Source organism: Janibacter cremeus (assembly GCF_029395675.1).
GTDB lineage: Bacteria > Actinomycetota > Actinomycetes > Actinomycetales > Dermatophilaceae > Janibacter > Janibacter cremeus_A.
Genome location: NZ_CP115184.1, coordinates 3454391 through 3473890 on the forward strand (window position 1 = coordinate 3454391; position 19500 = coordinate 3473890).

The window sequence follows — 19500 nt, forward strand, 5'->3', positions numbered from 1 at the left end:
CGGCACGGATCTCAGGCCGGTGAGCTCGCCCGCTCCTGACGGCGCGCGTACGCCCGGGCCGCGCGCACGCGGTCCCCGCAGCGAGTGGAGCACCACTGCCGACGACCGTGGGTGCGCACGAGGAACCGGTCGCAGGGGGCGGCGGTGCAGAGCGCGATCAGCGGCGCGCGATCACCGGTCAGCAGCTCGGCGGCGTCCTCGGCGATCTGCGCCATCGCGTGCTCGACGACCTGCGTCGCCGGGTGCTCCGGTGAGCGGTGCAGACCGTCGTGCGGGTCGTACCGCAGAAGGGGGGCGCTCGGCACCCGCGTCAGCGCCCGGTTGATCCGGTCCAGCACGCTCGGGTCCGGGGCGCGGTCCTCGACGTGGGCGGTGAAGGCGGCCCGCAGGTCCGTGCGCAGGCCGGCGAGCTTGCCCTGGCAGTAGGTCAGGAGCGCCGCCTCGTCGGGGGCGAGGGAGCGCTCGACGAGCCAGGCGGTCGCCTCGTCGGGGCTGCCCAGCTCGTCGACCCGCTGACCGCCCGGGAGGGTGACCGCACTGTTGACCAGCGCGAGGCTGGCGTGCTCGTCGGCCCCGGGAGCGGGCGGGAGAGGGGTCTGGGCCATGTGTCTCACGGTATCAGTTGCACTATTCCGTGAGGTGCCTGCTACCGTTCATCACGCATAACGTCCTGTACTTCCGTGAGAACCGGAGATTGCCAGCCCATGGCCCCCACCTCGCCCGCCGGCACCGCCCCCTTCGCCCTGTCGGTGCTCGACAACGCCCACACCGGTGTGGGGCAGACCGCCGCCGAGGCATTCGGCGAGATCATCGCGCTCGCCCGGCTTGCCGAGCGGCGCGGATACCGCCGGTTCTGGATGTCCGAGCACCACGCGATGCCCGGTGCGTCGACCTCGTCCCCGCAGCTGATGCTGGCGCGCCTGACCGGCGAGACCGAGCGCATCCGCCTGGGTGCGGGCGGGGTGATGCTGCCCAACCACGCACCCCTCGTCATCGCCGAGCAGTTCGGGATGCTGGAGGCGCTCGCGCCCGGCCGGATCGACCTGGGCCTCGGGCGCGCACCCGGCACCGACCCGGCGACAGCGGCGGCACTGCGTCGCGGAGCGGACGCCAACGACGGGTTCCCGGACCAGGTGGACGAGCTACTCGGCTTCCTGTCCGACGACTTCCCCGAGGGCCACCCGTACCGGCACGTCCACGCCGCGCCCGGTCCGTGGCAGGCCGAGCAGAACCGGGTGGCGCGCCCGGGCATCCCGCAGGCGTGGGTCCTTGGCTCGTCCCCGTACTCGGCGCAGCTCGCGGCCCACCTCGGACGGCCCTACGCCTTCGCGCTGCAGTTCGGCGACGCCGACGTGGACACGGCGATGCGGATCTACCGGGAGCGGTTCCGCCCGTCCGAGCAGCTGCAGGAGCCGTACACCCTGCTCAGCGTCCCGGCCGTCGCCCACGACGACCCGGGAGAGGCCCGCCGCCAGGCGCGCTCGGCGGCGATGGCCATGCTGCGGATGTTCAAGCGGGAGCCCTACGCCGTGCTGCCGCCGGAGGAGGTCGAGGCCTACCCCGCCACCGCGCAAGAGGAGCAGGTCCTCGACGTCTACACCGAGCGCTTCACCAACGGCACCGCCGCCGACGTGGCCGCGGCCCTCGAGCGACTCCACGACCGCACGCAGGTCGACGAGCTGATGCTCGTCGTGATGGGGCACTCGCGCCGGACCCAGGCGCGCACCCTCGAGCTGCTCGCCGACCACTACGGGCTCCCGGACGCCTGACCGGCCCACCACGCACCACCCACCAAGGAGAAGAACACATGAGCGCACCGAAGCGAGCCCTCGTCGTCATCGACGTCCAGCAGGAGTACTTCGACGGCATCCTGCAGATCCAGGCGCCGTCCCCCGAGACGTCCCTGGCCAACATCACCACCGCCCTCGACGTGGCCGCAGAGCAGGACCTGCCGGTCGTCGTCGTGCAGCACCAGGCGCCGGAGGGGTCTCCCGTCTTCGCGGAGGGCAGCCACAGCTGGTCGCTGCACCCCGAGGTCGAGAAGCGGCTGCAGCCGTCGTGGAAGCGCGCCACCAAGGACAAGGCCAGCGTCTTCGCCGGCACCGACGTCGCGCCGTGGCTGGCCGAGCAGGGCGTCGACACGATCACGATCGTCGGCTTCATGACCAACAACTGCGACATCGGCACCGCGGTGGGCGCGGAGGAGCTCGGCCTCTCGGCGGAGATCCTCTCCGACGCCAGCGGCGCCATCCACCTGGCCAACGAGGCCGGCAAGGTCTCCGCCGAGCAGCTGCACGAGACCCTGCTCGTGCTGCTGCACTCCAACTTCGCCGCCGTCGCGAGCACGCAGGACTGGACCGCGGCCGTCGTCGCGGGTGAGGCCCTGCCCAAGAGCGATCTGGGCTCCTCCGCCATGCAGGGGCAGGCGGCCTTCGCCGGCTGAGCACGTGGGGCGAAGGGGGGCGCCCGGGTCGGTCGCGGGCCGGGGTCTCGAGGCTCGGCCGCGGGCGGCCTCGCACCTCGACCATCGCGAACTGCACCTCGGCCGCGGGCGGCCTCGCACCTCGACCGTCGGTGACTCATCGCCGTCGACCGTGTGACTCGAGGAACTCCGGGTGGATTTCCCCCTTCGTCCGAACCTGCGCGACAATGGACGGGTGAGCGCTAACTCCGGCAAGCACCATGTCGTCATCATCGGGTCCGGCTTCGGCGGCCTCTTCGCCGCCAAGGAGCTGGGCAACGAGGACGTCGACGTCACCCTGATCTCCAGGACGAGTCACCACCTCTTCCAGCCGCTGCTGTACCAGGTGGCCACGGGCATCCTGTCCGAGGGCGACATCGCCCCGACGACCCGCGACATCCTCGGCCACCAGCGCAATGTGCGCGTCATCCTCGGCGACGTCCAGCGGATCGACGTCGAGGCGAGGACCGTGCACTCGGAGTCGCTGAACCAGCACACGGTCACCCACTACGACAGCCTGATCGTCGCTGCCGGTGCCGGCCAGTCCTACTTCGGCAACAACCACTTCGCCCGGTTCGCGCCGGGGATGAAGAGCATCGACGACGCCCTCGAGCTGCGTGGCCGCATCTTCGGTTCCTTCGAGCTCGCCGAGACCTCGACCGACCCGGAGCAGCGCCGTCGCCTGCTCACCTTCGTCGTCGTCGGTGCGGGGCCGACCGGGGTGGAGATGGCCGGCCAGATCGCCGAGCTGGCCCAGCGCACCCTGGCCGACGAGTTCCGCCACATCGACCCGGGCGAGGCGCGGGTCGTCCTGCTGGACGGCGCGCCGAAGGTCCTGCCCACCTTCGGTGACCGGCTCAGCGACAAGGCCCGCCGCAGCCTGGAGAAGCAGGGCGTCGAGGTCCAGCTCGAGGCGATGGTGACCGACGTCAACCAGTACGGCATCGAGGTCAAGGACGGTGACGGCAGCCACCGCACCATCGAGACGATGACCAAGGTCTGGGCTGCCGGTGTCGCCGGATCCCCCCTGGGCGCGATGCTCGCCGAGCAGACCGACGTCGAGGTCGACCGCGCCGGGCGCGTGCACGTCGAGGAGAACCTGACCGTCCCGGGCCACCCCGAGATCTTCGTCGTCGGCGACATGATCAACCTCAAGGGCTACCCGGGCGTTGCCCAGTTGGCGATCCAGGGCGGTCGCTACGCGGCCAAGGAGATCCTCGCCCGGCTGGCGGGCAAGGAGCCGCAGGCCCCCTTCCGCTACCGGGACAAGGGCTCCATGGCCACGATCTCGAAGTACTCGGCCGTCGCGAGCATCGGCCGGATCAACTTCACCGGCTTCCTCGCCTGGCTCGCGTGGCTGGCCGTGCACCTCATGGCCATGGTGGGCTTCAAGAACCGCGTCTCGACACTGCTGAACTGGATCATCACCTTCGTAGGGGACAGCCGCAACGAGCGGGTCTCGACCTTCCAGCAGGTCTTCGCGCGCACCGCGATGCAGGACCTCGGGCCGAGCGCCTACCCCAACCTCGCGGACCCGGGACCGGACGGCGACGACGAGCTGGAGCACCACGCGTCGTAGGCTCGAGGGCATGCCTCTGGACTTTCCCTTCGAGGACCACACCCTCTCCAACGGGTTGCGCGTCATCGTGCAGCCCGACGCCACGACGCCCACCGTCACCCTCAACATGTGGGTGGGCGTCGGCTCGCGACACGAGGAGGCGGGGGCGACCGGCTTCGCCCACCTCTTCGAGCACCTGATGTTCCAGGGCAGCGAGCACGTCGCCAACGGTGAGCACTTCCAGGCGCTCATGGGCGTCGGTGGCCGGCTCAACGCGACGACGTGGTTCGACCGCACGACGTACTTCGAGACGATCCCCTCCGGCGCGCTCGAGCTCGCGCTGTGGCTGGAGGCCGACCGGCACGCCAACCTCCTGGCGGCCGTGACGCAGGACAACCTCGACAACCAGCGCGACGTCGTCAAGGAGGAGAAGCGCCAGCGCTACGACAACCAGCCGTACGGCCAGGCGATGACGCGGATCTACGCGACCGTCTTCCCCGAGGGACACCCGTACCACCACCCGACGATCGGGTCGATGGAGGACCTCGACGCGGCGACGGTGGACGACGTGCACGACTTCTTCCGCCGGCACTACGCCCCGGACAACACGGTCCTGACGATCGTCGGTGACGTCACCGCGGAGCGGGGGCTGGAGCTCGTCGAGCGCTACTTCGGTCACCTCGACCACCACGCCGAGCCGCGAAGGGGGCCGGTCGCCCCCCTTCGCCCGCTGCCGGAGCCGGCGCGCGAGGAGGTCGTCGACGAGGTGCCCAACGACCGCATCCACCTCGCCTTCCGCCTCCCTGCCGAAGGGGGCAGGACCGGTGACGAGTTCCTCGCCTCCTCGATGGCCCTCGACTGCCTCGGCGGGTTGAGCTTCTCGCCGCTGGAGCAGCGGCTCGTGCGCGACGAGCAGCGCGCCAACGCGATCGACGTCGGGGCGATGGGCTTCGTCGACGGGGTCTCCCTCGGCCTGGTGATCGTCGACGTCGCGGACGGGGTCGACGCGGACGAGCTGGAGGAGCAGGTCTGCGCCGAGCTGACCGCCTTCGCCGACGCGGGCCCGACGCCCGAGCAGATGGAGGCGGTGCGGGCCCAGGCGGAGCGCGCGTGGCTGTCGTCGCTGGCCGCCAAGGACGAGCGCGCCGACCTGATCAGCCACTACACGTGCCTGCACGACGACCCCGGCTACATCAACACCTTCCTCGACCGGCTGGCGGCGATCACCCCCGAGGACGTGCGCGCCGCTGCCGACACCTGGCTGCGCCCGCAGCACCGCGCCGCCGTCGTCTACCGAGCCGCCGAGCAGCAGGAGGAGGCAGCATGAGCACGCCCACGGTCCCGCGTCCGCAGGTCGCCGCGCCGGGGGAGTGGTCCTTCCCCCAGCCGCGTGAGCTCACCCTGCCCAACGGCATCGGTGCCCTCGTGCACGACGTGCCGGGGCAGTACGTCATCTCGGTGCGCCTGACCGTGCCGGTCGCGCTGCGCCACGAGCCGGAGGCCACGGAGGGCGTCGCCTGGATCATGGCGCGGCTGCTCGACGAGGGCACGCGCACGCACAGCCAGCGCGAGCTGTCGGAGCTGCTCGAGCGGCGGGGCATCGCGATCGGTGCCGGCATGAGCGAGGCTGCGCTCGGCGTCGACCTCGACGTCCCGCAGCGCTTCCTCGGGGAGGCGCTGGAGCTGCTCACCGAGTGCATCTCCGAGCCGGTCTTCGACGAGTCGGAGGTCTCGCGCATCAAGCGCACCCGCCTGGCCGAGATCGAGCAGGAGCGCGCCTCGGCCGGCCGTCGCGCCTTCAAGGAGTGGGCGAGGACCTACTACGACCCCGCCATCCGCGCCTCGCGGCCCGGTGGGGGTACCGCGGAGACGGTCGCCGCGGTGACCCGCCAGGACGTCGTCGACTTCCACGCCGAGCACGTCCACCCCGAGGGGGCGACGGTCGTCGTGGCCGGCGACCTCACCGGGGTCGACGTCGAGGGGCTGCTGGGCTCGACCCTCGGCGCCTGGACCACCTCCGGTCGTGTGCGGTCGGTCGACCGTGAGCCGGCTCCGCGTGCCGCCGATGCCGCCCGCGTCGTCCTCGTCGACCGGCCCGGCTCGGTGCAGTCGGAGATCCTCATCGGCGCCCCGGGCCCGGACCGGCGGGTCGAGTCCGGGTGGGCCCCCTTCCCCGTGCTGGCCTACGTCATGGGCGGCGCCCCGAACGCCCGCATCGACCAGGTGCTGCGCGAGGAGAAGGGCTACACCTACGGCATCCGCTCCGGGTTCCGCCCCCGCCAGGTGGGCTCTGCCTTCACCGTCGCCGGCTCCGTGCGCGCCGACTCGACCGTGGACTCGCTGCGCCTGCTCAAGGGCATCCTCACCGACGCCCCCGGTTTCACCGAGGAGGAGACCCGCGCGGGCGTGGACTTCATGAGCCTCACCGCACCGGGTCGCTACGACACCGCGGACGCGATCGCCGACGAGACCGCCGGCCTCGCGGGCGACGAACTGCCGCTGACCTTCACCAGCGACACCATCGCGGCGATGCGCCGGCTGACGGCCGACGACCTCAGCCGTGCCTGGCGCGAGCAGGTCACCCACGAGTGGACGGTCGTCGTCGTGGGTGACGCCTCGCTGTACCGGGACCAGGTCGAGGACCTCGGCCTCGGCCCGGTCACCGTCGTCCCGAACTGATCCGGTCGGCTCGGCCCGGACAGGGCTGGTATCCGTCGTCCCGGGCTGACGGTTGTGGGTTGAACCGGTAGTCCCGGAAGCCGGCAGCGCACTGGGGGCATCCCCGGCAGCCGTGGCGACCGGTTCAACACACAACCACGCCGGCTGCAACCCACAAGTACGTCGGCGTGAGCCGGTGGTCCACAGGCAGGCAGCGACGGCGCATCCGTAGGCACGAGGCCGCTGGGCTGGTCTCGTGATCTACACGAGGAGCGACTGGCAGGGGACCGCACGTGAGCTGTCGGCAGCGGTGGCGAAGGGGGAGGTCGAGCGCGCGGGCAGGTACTACGTCACGCCCGACACGTCTCCCGAGGTCCGAGATGCCTTGGCCGAGGGGTTGCGACCGACCTGCGTCATGGCGGCCCGGGAGCACGGACTGTGGGTTCCGCCGGCCTCGGGCCTGCACGTCTACGGTCGCCGGCGGCCGGTCGGGCCGGGATGGGTCGGACACGGGTGGCACGGGAGCTGGCCCGAGGAGGCGGCCGTCGCGTCACCACGTCTGCTGCTCGAGCACGCCGTCGCCTGCCTCGCCCCACTCGACGTCGGGATCCTGGCCGACTCCGCGCTCCACCAGGGCCTCATCAGCGCTGAGGACGTGGCTGCCTTGGCGTGTTCGGCCCCGCGGGGCGTTGCCCGTGTGCTGGCCCGGGTCTCGGGCCTGGCCGAGTCCGGCACGGAGAGCAAGGTCAGGCTCTTCCTGCAGCTGCACAACGTGACGGTGACGCCGCAGGTCGAGATCCCCGGTCTCGGGAGGGTCGACAACCTGGCCGGACGGCGCTGGATCCTCGAGAGTGACAGCCGGGCGCACCACACGGGGGAGGACACCTACGCCAAGGACCGCACTCGGGACCTGCACGCGCTCGAACTCGGGTACTTCACCACGCGGCTGACCCACTGGATGACCTTCGGTGGGTGGGGGAGGGCGTCGCAGACGTTGCTCAGGGTGATCCGGTCGGGTCGGCACCTGGAGGACCCGGCCAGATACGCGCTGTAGCCGGTTGATTGTGTGTTGAACCGGTAGGCCCGGGAGCCGGCACCGCCCTGGGGGCATCCCCGGCCGCCGTGGCTACCGGTTCAACACACAACCTTCGATGGCCGGCGGAACGGGTGGGGCGTGCCCACGAGAGCACACCCCACCCGAGGGAGTTACTTCTTCCCGAACTCCCCGGAGGACTTCACCCGCGGCTCGAGGACGAACAGGCCCTCCTCGACGCCGGTGACGACGACCTTCCCGGACTCGAAGTAGGGGTAGTTGCCCCAGGTGCCAGCGAACTTCGTCTCGTCGTCGTTGGGGTAGACGTCGAGGAAGCCACGCTCGGTGAGGCGGCCCTGCTCGGCCTTCCAGGTGTCCATGACCCGCAGACCGGAGGTGTAGTTGCTCTGGTAGGCGAGACCGTCCTTGATGAAGATGTTGTGGTCGATCGACGGGTTCCCGCTGCCGTCGGCGCCACGCAGGACCGGGTTGTCCAGGTCCTGCAGGTCCCACACGTAGGTCGTCGTGCTGTCGACCGTGCCGGTGAGCTCGTCGAGCTCGTCACCCAGCAGGAAGTAGGCCTGGTCCTCGGTGAACCAGCCCTGGTGGGTGTAGGCGGCCGTCGTGTACGAGACGCGCGCGAGCATGTCGATCGCGGACTTGTCCGTGACGTCGAGGATCGTCACCGTGTCCTCGTTGGAGGCCACGCAGATCTCGCGACCGGCGTGCTCGGTGTCCGGGCCCGCGTACTCCACGCACTGGATGTCGTGGGTGTAGCCGTCCTCGCCGTAGCATCCGGCGAGCTCCGGCTGGCCCGGGCTGGAGAGGTCGTACATGATCGGCCCGCCGTCCACGTCGGCGCAGCCGGGGGCGGTGACGCCGCGCGTGGAGCCGACGACGTAGAGCGACGCACTCTCCTCGTTGACGTAGAGGTTGTGCGACTGCCCGACTCCTGTGATCCGGGTGTCTTCGCTCCAGTCCTGCTCGGACGTGACGCCGCGCAGCCTCGTGAGGTCGAAGACCTGCACGCCGTGCCCGGCGGCCTCGGAGCCGATGTAGGCGTGGTTGCCGTAGGTCTTGATGTCACCCCAGATGTTGCCGGAGCCCTCGGCGGCGGCCGGCAGCACGCCGAGGTGGACGGGGTTGGCCGCGTCGGTGATGTCGACGAAGGCGGTGCCCTCGTAGAGCTTGGCCAGGGCGTACTCCCTGCCGGTCTGCGGGTCGGTCCAGCCCCAGACGTCATTGGCCCAGATGCTGTCGCCGAGGTCCTTCAGCGGGGTGAAGGAGGCGACATCGACCTTGTGGCAGGGGAAGAGGTCCCCGGCCATGCCGTCCTCGCAGCGCAGATCGCTCATCGGCTCCTGTGGCACCCCACCGGGGCTGATGTCCTCCTGGACCAGATCGAAGCCGGCCGCCTTGCCCTCGCCCTCCTTGTGGGTGGGATGCGCTGCGGCGGTGGTGGCGCTGATCAACAAGCCAAGACTCGCGACGGCGACGGTGGCGACGCGGGTTGGTCGTCTCATGGTGCGTTCCTCTCGGTAGGGGTGCACCGCACGTTATGGCCTGGATCACACTCCCGCATGTTGAGACGAGCTCCAGCACCGCGCCCTGCGCCGGGCGGTCAGGCGTCGGGGGCCAACCGCCGCAGCACCTCGTCGTGCAGCAACCCGTTGGTGGCCAAGGCGTTGCCACCCCAGGGGCCGGGCTCGCCGTCCAGGGACGTGAACCGCCCGCCGGCCTCCTGGACGATCGCGGCGAGGGCGGCCATGTCGTGCAGCTCGAGCTCGGGCTCGGCGGCCAGGTCGACCGCCCCCTCGGCGACGAGCATGTAGGACCAGAAGTCCCCGAACGCCCGGGTGCGCCACAGGTCGGAGGTGAGGTTGAGGAAGGAGCGGGCACGGCCCAGCTTCCGCCACCCCTCGAGGGAGCTGTAGGAGAGCGAGGCGTCACCCAGCCGGGAGACCTTCGACACCGAGACCGGCCGGGCCTGCGCGAGTGACCGCCCGGTCCAGGCGCCGGCCCCCTTCGCCGCCCACCAGCGACGGCCGAGGGCGGGTGCGGCGACCAGGCCCATGACGCACTCGTCCCCGTCGACGAGTCCGATGAGCGTGGCCCAGACGGGCACGCCGCGGACGTAGTTCTTCGTGCCGTCGATCGGGTCGATGATCCAGCGTCGCTGGGCGGAGCCGGTCGTGCCGTACTCCTCCCCGACGACGGCGTCCCGCCCACGGGCGCGCGCGAGCTGGGAGCGGATGGCCTCCTCGCACGCGCGGTCGGCGTCGCTGACGGGGCTGAGGTCGGGCTTGGACTCGACGACGAGGTCGTCGGCCCGGAAGCGTGCCAAGGAGATCGGCTCGACCTGGTCCGCGAGGACGTGGGCCAGACGCAGGTCATCGGCGTAGGGGGAGCTTGCGGACATTGCGTCAACGTACCCGAGGGATCAGCTGTCCTCGCCGGAGCGTGCCCGCAGCAACCGGCGAAGGGAGTCCAGCCGCTGCTCCCCGCCCGGACCCGCGTGGCCCTCGGCCACCCAGGCGTCGAGGGCGCAGTCCGGCTCGTCGTGGCTGCAGCCTCGCGGGCACCCGTCCTCGGCGCCCTCCCAGAGCTCGGGGAAGTGCCGGATGATCGTGTCGGCCTCGACGTGCGCGAGCCCGAAGGAGCGGATCCCCGGGGTGTCGATGATCCACCCGGCCGCATCCGGGTCCCCCTCTCGCAGCTGCTTAGGCTCCTGCGAGTTCTCCGGGTCCCCCTCTCGCAACTGCCTAGGCTCCTGCGAAGGGGTGGGCTCGGGTCGGGAAACGCCGGGCAGCCGCAGCGCGAGGGCGCTGGTCGAGGTGTGCCGCCCCCGGCCGGTGACGTCGTTGACGTGGCCGGTGGCGCGGTGGGCCTGCGGCACGAGCGCGTTGACGAGCGTGGACTTGCCGACGCCGGAGTGGCCGACGAGCACGGACACGCGACCGGCGAGGCGCTCGCGCAGCTCGTCCAGTGCGGGGATCTGCGCGCCGAGCACCGACGTGACGACGTGCGGCACGTCCAGCGGCGCGTACTGCGCCAGGAAGTCCTCGGCGGACGCGAGGTCGGACTTCGTCAGCACGAGCAGCGGGTCCATACCGGCGTCGTACGCGGCGACGAGGCACCGGTCGATCAGGCGCGGCCGCGGCTCGGGATCGGCAAGCGCCGCCACGACGACGAGCTGGTCGGCGTTGGCGACGATGACCCGCTCGACCGGGTCGGTGTCGTCGGCGGTGCGCCGCAGCACCGTGTCCCGCTCCTCGACCCGCACGATCCGGGCGAGCGTGTCGCGCTGCCCGGAGGTGTCACCGACCATGCCGACCCGGTCACCGACGACGATCGGGGTGCGGCCGAGCTCGCGGGCGCGCATGGCGGTGACGACGCGCTCGGGTGGACCGGGGACCAGGGTCGTCCACCGTCCCCGGTCCACGGCGGTGACGCGACCGATGACCGCGTCCTCGTGCTTGGGGCGTTCCTTGGTGCGCGGTCGTGAGCCCCGGCGGTTGGGGCGCACGCGGATGTCGGACTCGTCCCACTGGCGCGCCGAGCGGCCCATCAGCCGGCCGACGTCCTGATCATGGACTCCCAGAGTCCGACGAACCCGGGCAGCGTCTTCGCGACGGTCCCGGGGTCCTCGATGACGGTCCCGGGGGCGGCGATCGACATGACCGCCCCGGCCATGACCATGCGGTGGTCGGCGTAGGTGTGGAAGGTCGCCGGGCGCAGCGGCCGCGGGTCGATCCGCAGCCCGTCCTCGCGCTCGGTCACCTCGACGCCAAGGGCGCCCAGCTCCTGCGCGAGCGCGACGATCCGGTCGGTCTCGTGCCCGCGGATGTGCCCGACGCCGCGGATGATCGAGGGCCCCTCGGCGCACGCGGCGAGGGCGGCGACGACCGGCGTGAGCTCGGCCGCGTCGCTGAGGTCGAGGTCGACCCCCTGCGGGTGCCCGTCACCGGCCACGGTGAGCGTCCGCGCGTCCAGCCGGACCTCGGCACCCATCTGGTCGAGCACGTCGCGGATGCGGTCCCCGGCCTGGGTGGTGTGCTGCGGCCAGTCCGGTACGACGACCGTCCCGCCCGCGACGAGCGCGGCGGCGAGGAAGGGTGCGGCGTTGGACAGGTCCGGCTCGACCGTGACGTCCAGCGGCAACAGCTCTCCCGGCTCGACGCGCCAGGTGTTGGGCTCGGAGTCGTCGACCTCGGCACCGGCATCGCGGAGCGTCTCGACGGTCATCTCGATGTGGGGGAGCGAGGGCAGCGGCCCGCCGTTGTGCACGACGGTGATCCCCTCCCCGTACCGTGCGCCGGCCAGGAGCAGCGCGGAGACGAACTGCGAGGAGGCCGAGGCGTCGAGGGTGACGGTGCCGCCGTCGACGGAGCCCTGTCCCTCCACGACGAAGGGGAGGGTGCCGGTCCCGCCGTCGTCGACGCCGACCGAGAGGTCGCGGAGCGCATCGAGGACAGCGGCCATGGGCCGGGTGCGGGCGTGCTCGTCGCCGTCGAAGGAGACCGGCCCGCGTGCGAGGGCCGCCACGGGCGGCAGGAAGCGCATCACGGTACCGGCGAGACCGCAGTCGATCGTCCCGCCGCCGCGCAGGGTGGCGGGGGTGACGAGCCAGTCGGGGGAGGTCAGCGCGTCGGCCGAGGAGGTGGCGTCGTCGACGCCGGCGCCGAGCTGGCGCAGTCCCTGCGCCATCAACTCGGTGTCACGGGAGCGAAGGGGGCGGCGCAGCCGGGATGTCCCGCTCGCCAGGGCGGCCAGGACGAGATAGCGGTTGGTCAGCGACTTGCTCCCCGGCAGCGTCACGGTCGCATCGAGCGGTCCGGACGCTGCCGGGGGATGCCAATCTGGGCTGGTCATCCGGGTCAGTGCGCCGCGTTCTTCGCCTGGAGGGCCGCGAGCTTGGCCTCACGGCGGGCACTGTTCTTGGCCTGCTTGGCGCGGTAGCTCAGCCCGGGCTTGCCCTCGGTGTCGGCGGCCGCGAGCAGCAGACCACCGAGGAGGGAGAGGTTCTTGAAGAACTGGACCTGCTCACCCTGCTTCTTCTCCGGGTCGGTCTCGGTCCACCACTGGTGGGTCAGCGTCGTGGGGACGATCGAGCCGAGCAGCACGAGCGAGCCGAGGCGGGGGGCCTTGCCGGTCGCGACGAGCACACCGCCGCCGATCATCGCCGCACCGTTGGCGCGCACGAGCAGCTCGGAGTCCTCCGGCAGGCCGAGCGGGGCGGCGAGCTTCTTGATCACCGGCTCGGCGGCGTCCTTGTGCGCGGAGGCGTAGCGCACGGCGTTGATGCCGCCGAGGATGAAGATGCTCGAGAGGAGCGGACGGGCGATTCGACGAACGATCATGGTGCGGTCTCCTTGTCGTCGTGGGGTGTGTCGCTGCACCGACCGGGCGGGTCCCGGTCGGGTCGGTACATGCCTACCGTAGTTCGTTACATCCTGCCCGTACCCGCCGACAGGGCGCCTATGCTGGAGCAGTGTGTGGACGATATGCGGCCACGGCCGACCCGGGTGAGCTCATCGAGGAGTTCGAGATCGACGCCGACCGGACGGGCGAGCCCACCCGTTCGATCCTCAAGTCCCCGCAGGACCCGCCGCCGGCCACCCCGGACCACAACATGGCGCCGACGAAGCAGGCGCCGGTCATCCTCACGCGCGCGCCGAAGGACGAGCCGGGAGCACCCCTTCGCCAGCTGCGGTTGCTGACCTGGGGCCTGGTGCCGTCCTGGGCCAAGGACACCAAGGTGGGGCTGCGGATGACCAATGCCCGCGCGGAGAGCGTGCTGGAGAAGTCCTCCTTCGCCCGGGCGGCCGCCGTGCGGCGCTGCCTCGTGCCGGCGGCCGGCTGGTACGAGTGGCAGGCCTCGCCGGTCGCGACCGATGCCAAGGGCAAGCCGCGCAAGCAGCCCTTCTTCATCCACCGCGGGGACGGTGACCTGCTGACCTTCGCGGGGCTGTACGAGTTCTGGCGGGACCGCGCGCTGCCCGACGACGACCCGGCGGCATGGCTGGTCAGCTTCACGATCATCACCACCGCTGCGGAGCCGGGGATGGACCGCATCCACGACCGCCAGCCCCTCGTCCTCGAGCGCGCGGACCACGAGCGCTGGCTCGACCCGGACCTCACCGACCCGACGGGGATCGAGGACCTGCTCGCCTTCTCGCAGCCGGGACGGTTCGCGGCCCATCCGATCTCGACGGCGGTCAATGCCACGCGCAACAATGGTCCGGGCCTCCTCGAGCCACTCCCGCAGAGCGAGCTGGTCGGCGTCGTCGACCCGGAGACCGGAGAGGTGATCGGGGCATGATCGAGGTAGTGACGCAGCAGGGCCCGGCCAGGGTCCACTTCCACGAGGCGAAGGGGGACCCGGCCGGCTCCCTGCTCCTCACCCACGGAGCCGGCGGCGGGGTCGACGCGAAGGACCTCGCCGCGATCGCGGCGGCGCTGCCGCCGCTGGGCTGGACCGTCGCGCTCGTCGAGATGCCGTGGCGGGTGGCCGGCAAGAAGGTCGCGCCGATGCCGCCGAGGCTCGATGCCGACTGGCGCGAGATCGTGGCCGCGGTGCGCGACGACCTGCCCGGCCGGTTGGTCATGGGCGGGCGCAGCGCCGGTGCGCGGGTGGCCTGCCGGCTGGGCGAGGAGCTCGGCGCGCAGGCCGTGCTGTGCCTGTCCTTCCCGCTGCTGCCGGCCGGCAAGCCCCCGGAGAAGTCCCGTATCGGCGAGCTGCTGCTGCCGATCCGCGCCGGGCTGCCGCTGCACGTGGTGCAGGGGATGCGCGACCCCTTCGGCGGGCCCGACCACGTGCGACGCGCGCTCTCGGGCGAGGGCGTCGAGATCGATGGCGACCGCGTGCGCGTCGACGAGGCACCCGGGTCGCACTCCTTCACCGACGGTGCCGCCGTGGCCGACGCAGTGGCGGCGAGACTGGCCGCATCTGCTTAGGCTCCTGCGCACGGCTTCGCATCTGCTTAGGCTCCCGTGCGGGATCGGCGCATCTGCTCAGGGTCGTGTGCCCAGCGCGAGGATGATCGCCAGCACCTCGTCCGGGTCGGTCAGTCGGTCGCCGTAGAGATCGCGCACCTGGTTCATCCGGTAGCGCACGGTCTGCGGGTGCACGTGCAGCACCTCGGCGACGATCTCGCGGCGCCCCTGCAGCAGCAGCCACGCGCGCAGGGTCTCGGCGAGCCGGTCGGCGGTGCCCTCGGCGACATCGGCGAAGGGAGCCAGCGCCGCCTCGCGCAGGTCGGCCAGGGCGGTCGGGTCAGCCTGCAGGACGAGCTCGGGCAGCACCGCGTCGGTGTCGAGCGGGGCGTCCGCGGGGGCCAGCGGCAGCGCCCGCACCGCCCGGTCGTAGGACTCCCCGGCGAGCTGCCACGGGCGGGCGGGGCCGATGACGGCGGGGCGGCCCTCGAGGACCTCGTGCAGGTGGGCCCGGGCAGGGCCCCCGGCGTCGGGGACGAGCAGCGCGGCCTGCCCGCTGACCGGGTGCTCCTCGCGCTGGGGGAGGTCCTCGGAGAGGGTGAGCGTGCGCGGGTCGAGGACGGCGGCGGTGGTGCCCAGGCGTGGGCTCGGCACGAGCACGGCGGTGAGCGTGCGCGGCGGGGTCCACGTGGCGGCGGCCGCGGCGGCGTCGAGCTCACCCTCACCGGCACCGGTGAGCAGCCCGCGGGTCAGCCGGTCGAGGTGGACGATGCGGGCGCGCTCGGCGCTCGTGGTCTGGCTGTTGTGCCCGGCGACCGAGGCGGCGGACAGCTCGTCGATGTAGGTGAAGACCAGCTCGGCGAAGCGCCCCAGCGTCGCGGCGTCGACCCCGGCGGCGATGGCCTCGACGGACAGCTCGCGCCACGCGGCGCCGGCGCCCACCCGGTAGGCGGACAGCAGTGCCTCGACGGGCCGGCCGGTGCGCGCCTCGGCCTGCCCGAGGTCGCGGGCGGCGGTGACCCCGACGCCGACCTGCGCGTCCGAGCGGGGCGTGGTCTGCCCGGCGAGCGAGACGAAGCTCTCCAGCGAGACCTGCACGGCCTTCTCGATCACCCGCCCCATCCGGCCTTGGAAGGGCACGTCGTAGGCGGGCACCTCGCGCATGATCTCGGCGACGACGAGCTTGGCCACCCGCGGCAGGTGCTGGCGAAGGGCGTCGACCGTCGCCTCGTCGAGGGCGAGCGCCGCGGCCCGTTGGGCGGTCCGCCCGCCGTCCTTTCGCAACTGCGTGGGCTCGTGCGAGTTCCCGGCCCCCTCCTTTCGCAACTGCTTAGGCTCTTGCGAGTTCCCCGCCCCCTCCTTTCGCAACTGCTTAGGCTCGTGCGAAGGCTCGTCATCCATCACCAGCACCCCACTTGTCTCCCGTGAACAAATACCTCGGTCAGATCCTACTCGCGCAGGATCAATCCCGTGGGCAGTTGAGGCGGGAGGATGGAGACATGGCAACGACTCTGACCCGAGCCCGCGAGACCGCGGCGCGCTTCGCGCGCGGTCTGGCGACGCCTGTCATCCCCGAGGACTACCTCGATCTCTTCGCCCCCCTTCGCTCCGGTGCCGACCTGCGCGGGCGCATCGTCGCGATCACCCCGGAGACCGCGGACGCGGCCACCATCACCATCCGCCCCGGCAGGGACTGGCAGGGCCACCTGCCCGGCCAGTACATCCGCTTGGGCGTCGACGTCGACGGTGTGCGCTGCTGGCGGGCCTACTCGCTGACCTCGGACACGAGCGCGCGCGACGGGCTGATCTCGATCACCGTCAAGGCGATGCCCGACGGCGTCGTCTCGCGCCACCTCGTCCACCACGCCCGCCCGGGCACGCTGGTCCAGCTGGACCAGGCGACCGGCGACTTCATGCTGCCGCAGTCGGTGCCGGCCAAGGTCCTCTTCCTCACCGGCGGCTCGGGCATCACCCCCGTCATGGGGATGCTGCGCAACCACGACTTCGACGGGCGCGACGTCGTCCACGCGCACTCCGCGCCGACCGCCGACGACGTGATCTTCGCCCGCGAGCTGGCCAACCCGGCTCCCGGCGTGCGGGTCATGGTGCGCCACACCGACCACGAGGGGATGTTCACCCCCGACCAGCTCGAGCAGGAGGTGCCCGACTGGCGCGAGCGCGAGACGTGGATCTGCGGACCCACCCCGATGCTCGACGCCTTCGAGGAGCACTACGCGGCGCACGGCCGCAGCGACCTGCTGCACGTGGAGCGCTTCCGCCCGGCGATCATCGAGGTCGGCGAAGGGGGCACCGCCACCCTGCGTACGGGCGAGGAGCAGAAGGAGCTCGACCTCGACGGCGGCACCACCATCCTCGACGCGGCGGAGGACGCCGGCGTCCTCATGCCGAGCGGCTGCCGGATGGGCATCTGCTTCGCCTGCGTCCTGCCCATGACCGACGGTGCCGTGCGCGACCTGCGCAACGGCGACCTGACCACGACCACCCCGGACGACCCGGCCGTGAAGGTGCAGACCTGCATCTCGGCCGTCGCCGGTAACTGCACCATCGAGACCCAGGAGAAGTGATGACTGCGACGCTCGAGCGCACCACTGCCCGCACCACCGACGCCCGGATCACCGGCGGCTCGTCGGAGGTGATCCACACCGACGTCACCATGACGCCGTCCCCGATCGCACACCTGACCCCGCAGCAGATCGAGCAGCTCGGGCGTGAGCTCGACGAGATCCGCACCGAGACGATGGACTCGCTGGGGGAGAAGGACGCCCGGTACATCCGTCGCGTCATCGCCGCCCAGCGCTACCTCGAGATCGGTGGCCGCGCGGCGCTGTTCTTCTCCGGCAACCCGGTCGCGTGGGTGGCGGGCACCGCCGCGCTGAGCGCGTCGAAGATCCTGGACAACATGGAGGTCGGGCACAACATCATCCACGGCCAGTGGGACTGGATGCGTGACCCGAGGATCCACTCCTCGACGTGGGAGTGGGACAACGTGACCCCGGCGGACCACTGGAAGAACAGCCACAACAAGGTCCACCACACGTACACGAACGTCGTCGGCCACGACAACGACCTCGGCTACGGCATCATGCGCGTCGACGACGCCCAGAAGTGGTACCCGGGCTACCTCATCCAGCCGGTCACCCAGTTCATCAACGCCACCTTCTTCGAGTACGGCATCGCCGCCTACGACCTCGAGCTGGGCAAGCACTGGGCCACCCGCCACGACAACCCGGAGTGGATGGCCGAGGCGAAGAAGGTCGTCAACAAGATCAAGAAGCAGGCCGGCAAGGACTACCTGCTCTTCCCGCTGCTGGCCGGGCCGAACGCGCTGTCGACCCTCGGCGCGAACGTCGTCGCCAACCTCGTGCGCAACTACTGGACGCACTCGGTCATCATGTGCGGCCACTTCCCGGCCGGGGTGAAGACCTTCGCCAAGAACTCGATCGACGGGGAGACCCGCGGCGAGTGGTACCTGCGCCAGATGCTCGGCTCGGCGAACATCACCGGCTCGACGGCGATGCACATCGCGACCGGCCACCTGAGCTACCAGATCGAGCACCACCTCTTCCCCGACATGCCCAGCCGCCGCTACCCGGAGATCGCCCCCAAGATCGAGGCGCTCTTCGACAAGTACGGCCTGGAGTACGTCACCGGCCCGCTGCACAAGCAGGTCGGCTCGGCGTGGAGCGAGATCCTCCGCCTGTCCCTGCCCAACGACACCTCGCTGGGGCAGACGATCCAGATCCTGCGGACGAAGGGCATGAAGGGTCTGAAGGCCCGCGCCCGGGCGACCCGGCACATCTACGCCCGCTGAGCCACGGTGGTTGAGGTGTGACGAGCGCCAGCGAGGAGCCTCGAAACCACCCCCACGCTGGTTGAGGTGTGACGAGCGCCAGCGAGGAGCCTCGAAGCCACCACACTCGAAACCACACCCCACCCGAGATGAGCGCAGGGCCGCAGAACGCGGCCCTGCGCTCATCCGTGTGTTCCCCGGGATGTCCGAATACTGACGAAGTGCTGACTATCGCGTGACATTTCTTTGGCGTTTCCGTAATCTTTCCTTGTGAGCAATTGGATGGCGTGGGGAGACGCCGACAACACCCCCTTCGATGCACTGTCACTGCGAGCAGAGGGGCGGACCGCATGACCAAGTTGTGCCGCCTCTTCGGCCACAAGCGCTACCGCGTGACCGTCGTGGACGCCTTCGACGGCCGTCGCTACTACGCGCACCCCAACGGCGCCCGCACCGCCTGCCACAGGTGTCACCGCGTGCTGCCGAAGAGCGAAGGACGCCACTCTGCCGTGATGGCAGAGGCCAGCTACTCCTGACCGCGCCCCCACGGTGGTTGAGGTGCGACGAGCGCCAGCGAGGAGCCTCGAAACCACCAGCCCCCCACGGTGGTTGAGGTGCGACGAGCGCCAGCGAGGAGCCTCGAAACCACACCCCACCAGAGACGAGCCCAGGGCCACAGAATGCTGCCCTGCGCTCATCCCGTTCGCGCCCCCCGGGTTGTCCAAATACTGACAGAGTGCTGACCACCCCGTGACTTGTCACGGGTGATTCCGTAATATTTCCTCATGAGTAATTCGACGGCGTGGGGAGACGCCGACAACACCCCCTTCGATGCACGGTCACAGCGAGCAGGGAGGCGGGGCGCATGAAGGTCCTGTGCCGCCTGCTCGGCCACAAGCGCTACCGCGTCACCATCGTCGATGCCCATGACGGGCGGCGCTACTACTCGCACCCCAACGGCACCCGCACTGCATGCCGTCGCTGCCATCGCGTCCTACCGAAGGAGTGACGCACCCGCCGCGATGTCGTGCGGCAGGGCGAGC

At 71.2% G+C, this 19500-nt stretch carries 19 protein-coding genes; 12 read left to right on the forward strand and 7 right to left on the reverse strand.

All coding sequences use genetic code 11. The features are described 5' to 3' along the window. Positions 1–11 precede the first annotated feature (11 nt). Positions 12–605, reverse strand: a complete 594-nt coding sequence (locus tag O9K63_RS16570) for a CGNR zinc finger domain-containing protein (protein ID WP_277239688.1) — start codon at positions 603–605, stop codon at positions 12–14. A 99-nt stretch (positions 606–704) separates the two neighbouring features. On the opposite strand from O9K63_RS16570, the gene O9K63_RS16575 reads away from it, so the two are divergent. From O9K63_RS16575 to O9K63_RS16600, 6 genes are all read left to right on the forward strand, one after another. After that, positions 705–1769 (forward strand): LLM class flavin-dependent oxidoreductase, encoded by a 1065-nt coding sequence (locus tag O9K63_RS16575; RefSeq protein ID WP_277239690.1) that lies wholly within the window; start codon positions 705–707, stop codon positions 1767–1769. Positions 1770–1807: 38 nt separating this feature from the next. Then, positions 1808–2443, forward strand: a complete 636-nt coding sequence (locus O9K63_RS16580) for an isochorismatase family protein (RefSeq protein ID WP_277239692.1) — start codon at positions 1808–1810, stop codon at positions 2441–2443. 214 nt (positions 2444–2657) lie between these two features. Further along, positions 2658–4040, forward strand: a complete 1383-nt coding sequence (locus O9K63_RS16585) for an NAD(P)/FAD-dependent oxidoreductase (protein WP_277239694.1) — start codon at positions 2658–2660, stop codon at positions 4038–4040. Between the two features lie 10 nt (positions 4041–4050). Continuing rightward, positions 4051–5346 carry a M16 family metallopeptidase gene (locus O9K63_RS16590; protein ID WP_277239696.1) on the forward strand — a complete coding sequence of 432 codons (1296 nt, stop codon included), beginning with the start codon at positions 4051–4053 and terminating at the stop codon, positions 5344–5346. Then, a complete protein-coding gene (locus O9K63_RS16595) occupies positions 5343–6698 on the forward strand; it encodes a M16 family metallopeptidase (protein ID WP_277239698.1) in 1356 nt (451 codons plus the stop codon). Before O9K63_RS16590 ends, O9K63_RS16595 begins: the two co-directional genes overlap by 4 nt. A 235-nt stretch (positions 6699–6933) precedes the next feature. Then, positions 6934–7731 (forward strand): hypothetical protein, encoded by a 798-nt coding sequence (locus O9K63_RS16600; RefSeq protein ID WP_277239700.1) that lies wholly within the window; start codon positions 6934–6936, stop codon positions 7729–7731. A 152-nt stretch (positions 7732–7883) separates the two neighbouring features. On the opposite strand, the gene O9K63_RS16605 is transcribed toward O9K63_RS16600, so the two are convergent. The 5 genes from O9K63_RS16605 to O9K63_RS16625 form a co-directional block, all read right to left on the reverse strand. Continuing rightward, complete coding sequence (locus O9K63_RS16605) at positions 7884–9233, reverse strand: choice-of-anchor B family protein (RefSeq protein WP_277239702.1); 1350 nt, start codon at positions 9231–9233, stop codon at positions 7884–7886. 98 nt (positions 9234–9331) lie between these two features. Continuing rightward, entirely contained in the window at positions 9332–10129 is a 798-nt protein-coding gene (locus O9K63_RS16610) for an inositol monophosphatase family protein (RefSeq protein WP_277239704.1), read from the reverse strand. A gap of 21 nt (positions 10130–10150) precedes the next feature. Beyond that, entirely contained in the window at positions 10151–11278 is a 1128-nt protein-coding gene (gene rsgA / locus O9K63_RS16615) for a ribosome small subunit-dependent GTPase A (RefSeq protein ID WP_277239706.1), read from the reverse strand. Next, positions 11278–12582 (reverse strand): 3-phosphoshikimate 1-carboxyvinyltransferase, encoded by a 1305-nt coding sequence (gene aroA / locus O9K63_RS16620; RefSeq protein WP_277239708.1) that lies wholly within the window; start codon positions 12580–12582, stop codon positions 11278–11280. Before aroA ends, rsgA begins: the two co-directional genes overlap by 1 nt. Before the next feature lie 5 nt (positions 12583–12587). Continuing rightward, entirely contained in the window at positions 12588–13070 is a 483-nt protein-coding gene (locus tag O9K63_RS16625; protein ID WP_277239710.1) for a DoxX family protein, read from the reverse strand. Positions 13071–13201: 131 nt separating this feature from the next. Between O9K63_RS16625 and O9K63_RS16630 the strand changes: the two genes are divergently transcribed. After that, a complete protein-coding gene (locus O9K63_RS16630; RefSeq protein ID WP_277239712.1) occupies positions 13202–14032 on the forward strand; it encodes an SOS response-associated peptidase in 831 nt (276 codons plus the stop codon). After that, on the forward strand, positions 14029–14667 hold the full coding sequence (locus O9K63_RS16635) for an alpha/beta hydrolase family protein (protein ID WP_277239714.1): 639 nt from the start codon (positions 14029–14031) through the stop codon (positions 14665–14667). Before O9K63_RS16630 ends, O9K63_RS16635 begins: the two co-directional genes overlap by 4 nt. Positions 14668–14724: 57 nt before the next feature. Here the strand turns inward: O9K63_RS16635 and O9K63_RS16640 are convergent, their stop codons facing one another. Further along, a complete protein-coding gene (locus tag O9K63_RS16640) occupies positions 14725–16047 on the reverse strand; it encodes a PucR family transcriptional regulator (RefSeq protein WP_277239716.1) in 1323 nt (440 codons plus the stop codon). A gap of 98 nt (positions 16048–16145) precedes the next feature. On the opposite strand from O9K63_RS16640, the gene O9K63_RS16645 reads away from it, so the two are divergent. The 4 genes from O9K63_RS16645 to O9K63_RS16660 all read left to right on the forward strand — a co-directional run bounded on the left by O9K63_RS16645 (position 16146) and on the right by O9K63_RS16660 (position 19466). Then, a complete protein-coding gene (locus O9K63_RS16645) occupies positions 16146–17231 on the forward strand; it encodes a ferredoxin reductase (RefSeq protein WP_277239718.1) in 1086 nt (361 codons plus the stop codon). Further along, positions 17231–18478 (forward strand): fatty acid desaturase family protein, encoded by a 1248-nt coding sequence (locus O9K63_RS16650; RefSeq protein ID WP_277239721.1) that lies wholly within the window; start codon positions 17231–17233, stop codon positions 18476–18478. The genes O9K63_RS16645 and O9K63_RS16650 overlap by 1 nt, the downstream gene beginning before the upstream one ends. Positions 18479–18807: 329 nt before the next feature. After that, entirely contained in the window at positions 18808–18993 is a 186-nt protein-coding gene (locus O9K63_RS16655) for a hypothetical protein (RefSeq protein ID WP_277239723.1), read from the forward strand. A 329-nt stretch (positions 18994–19322) separates the two neighbouring features. Next, positions 19323–19466, forward strand: coding sequence for a hypothetical protein (locus tag O9K63_RS16660; protein ID WP_277239725.1), 144 nt, complete (start codon positions 19323–19325; stop codon positions 19464–19466). Positions 19467–19500 lie beyond the last annotated feature (34 nt).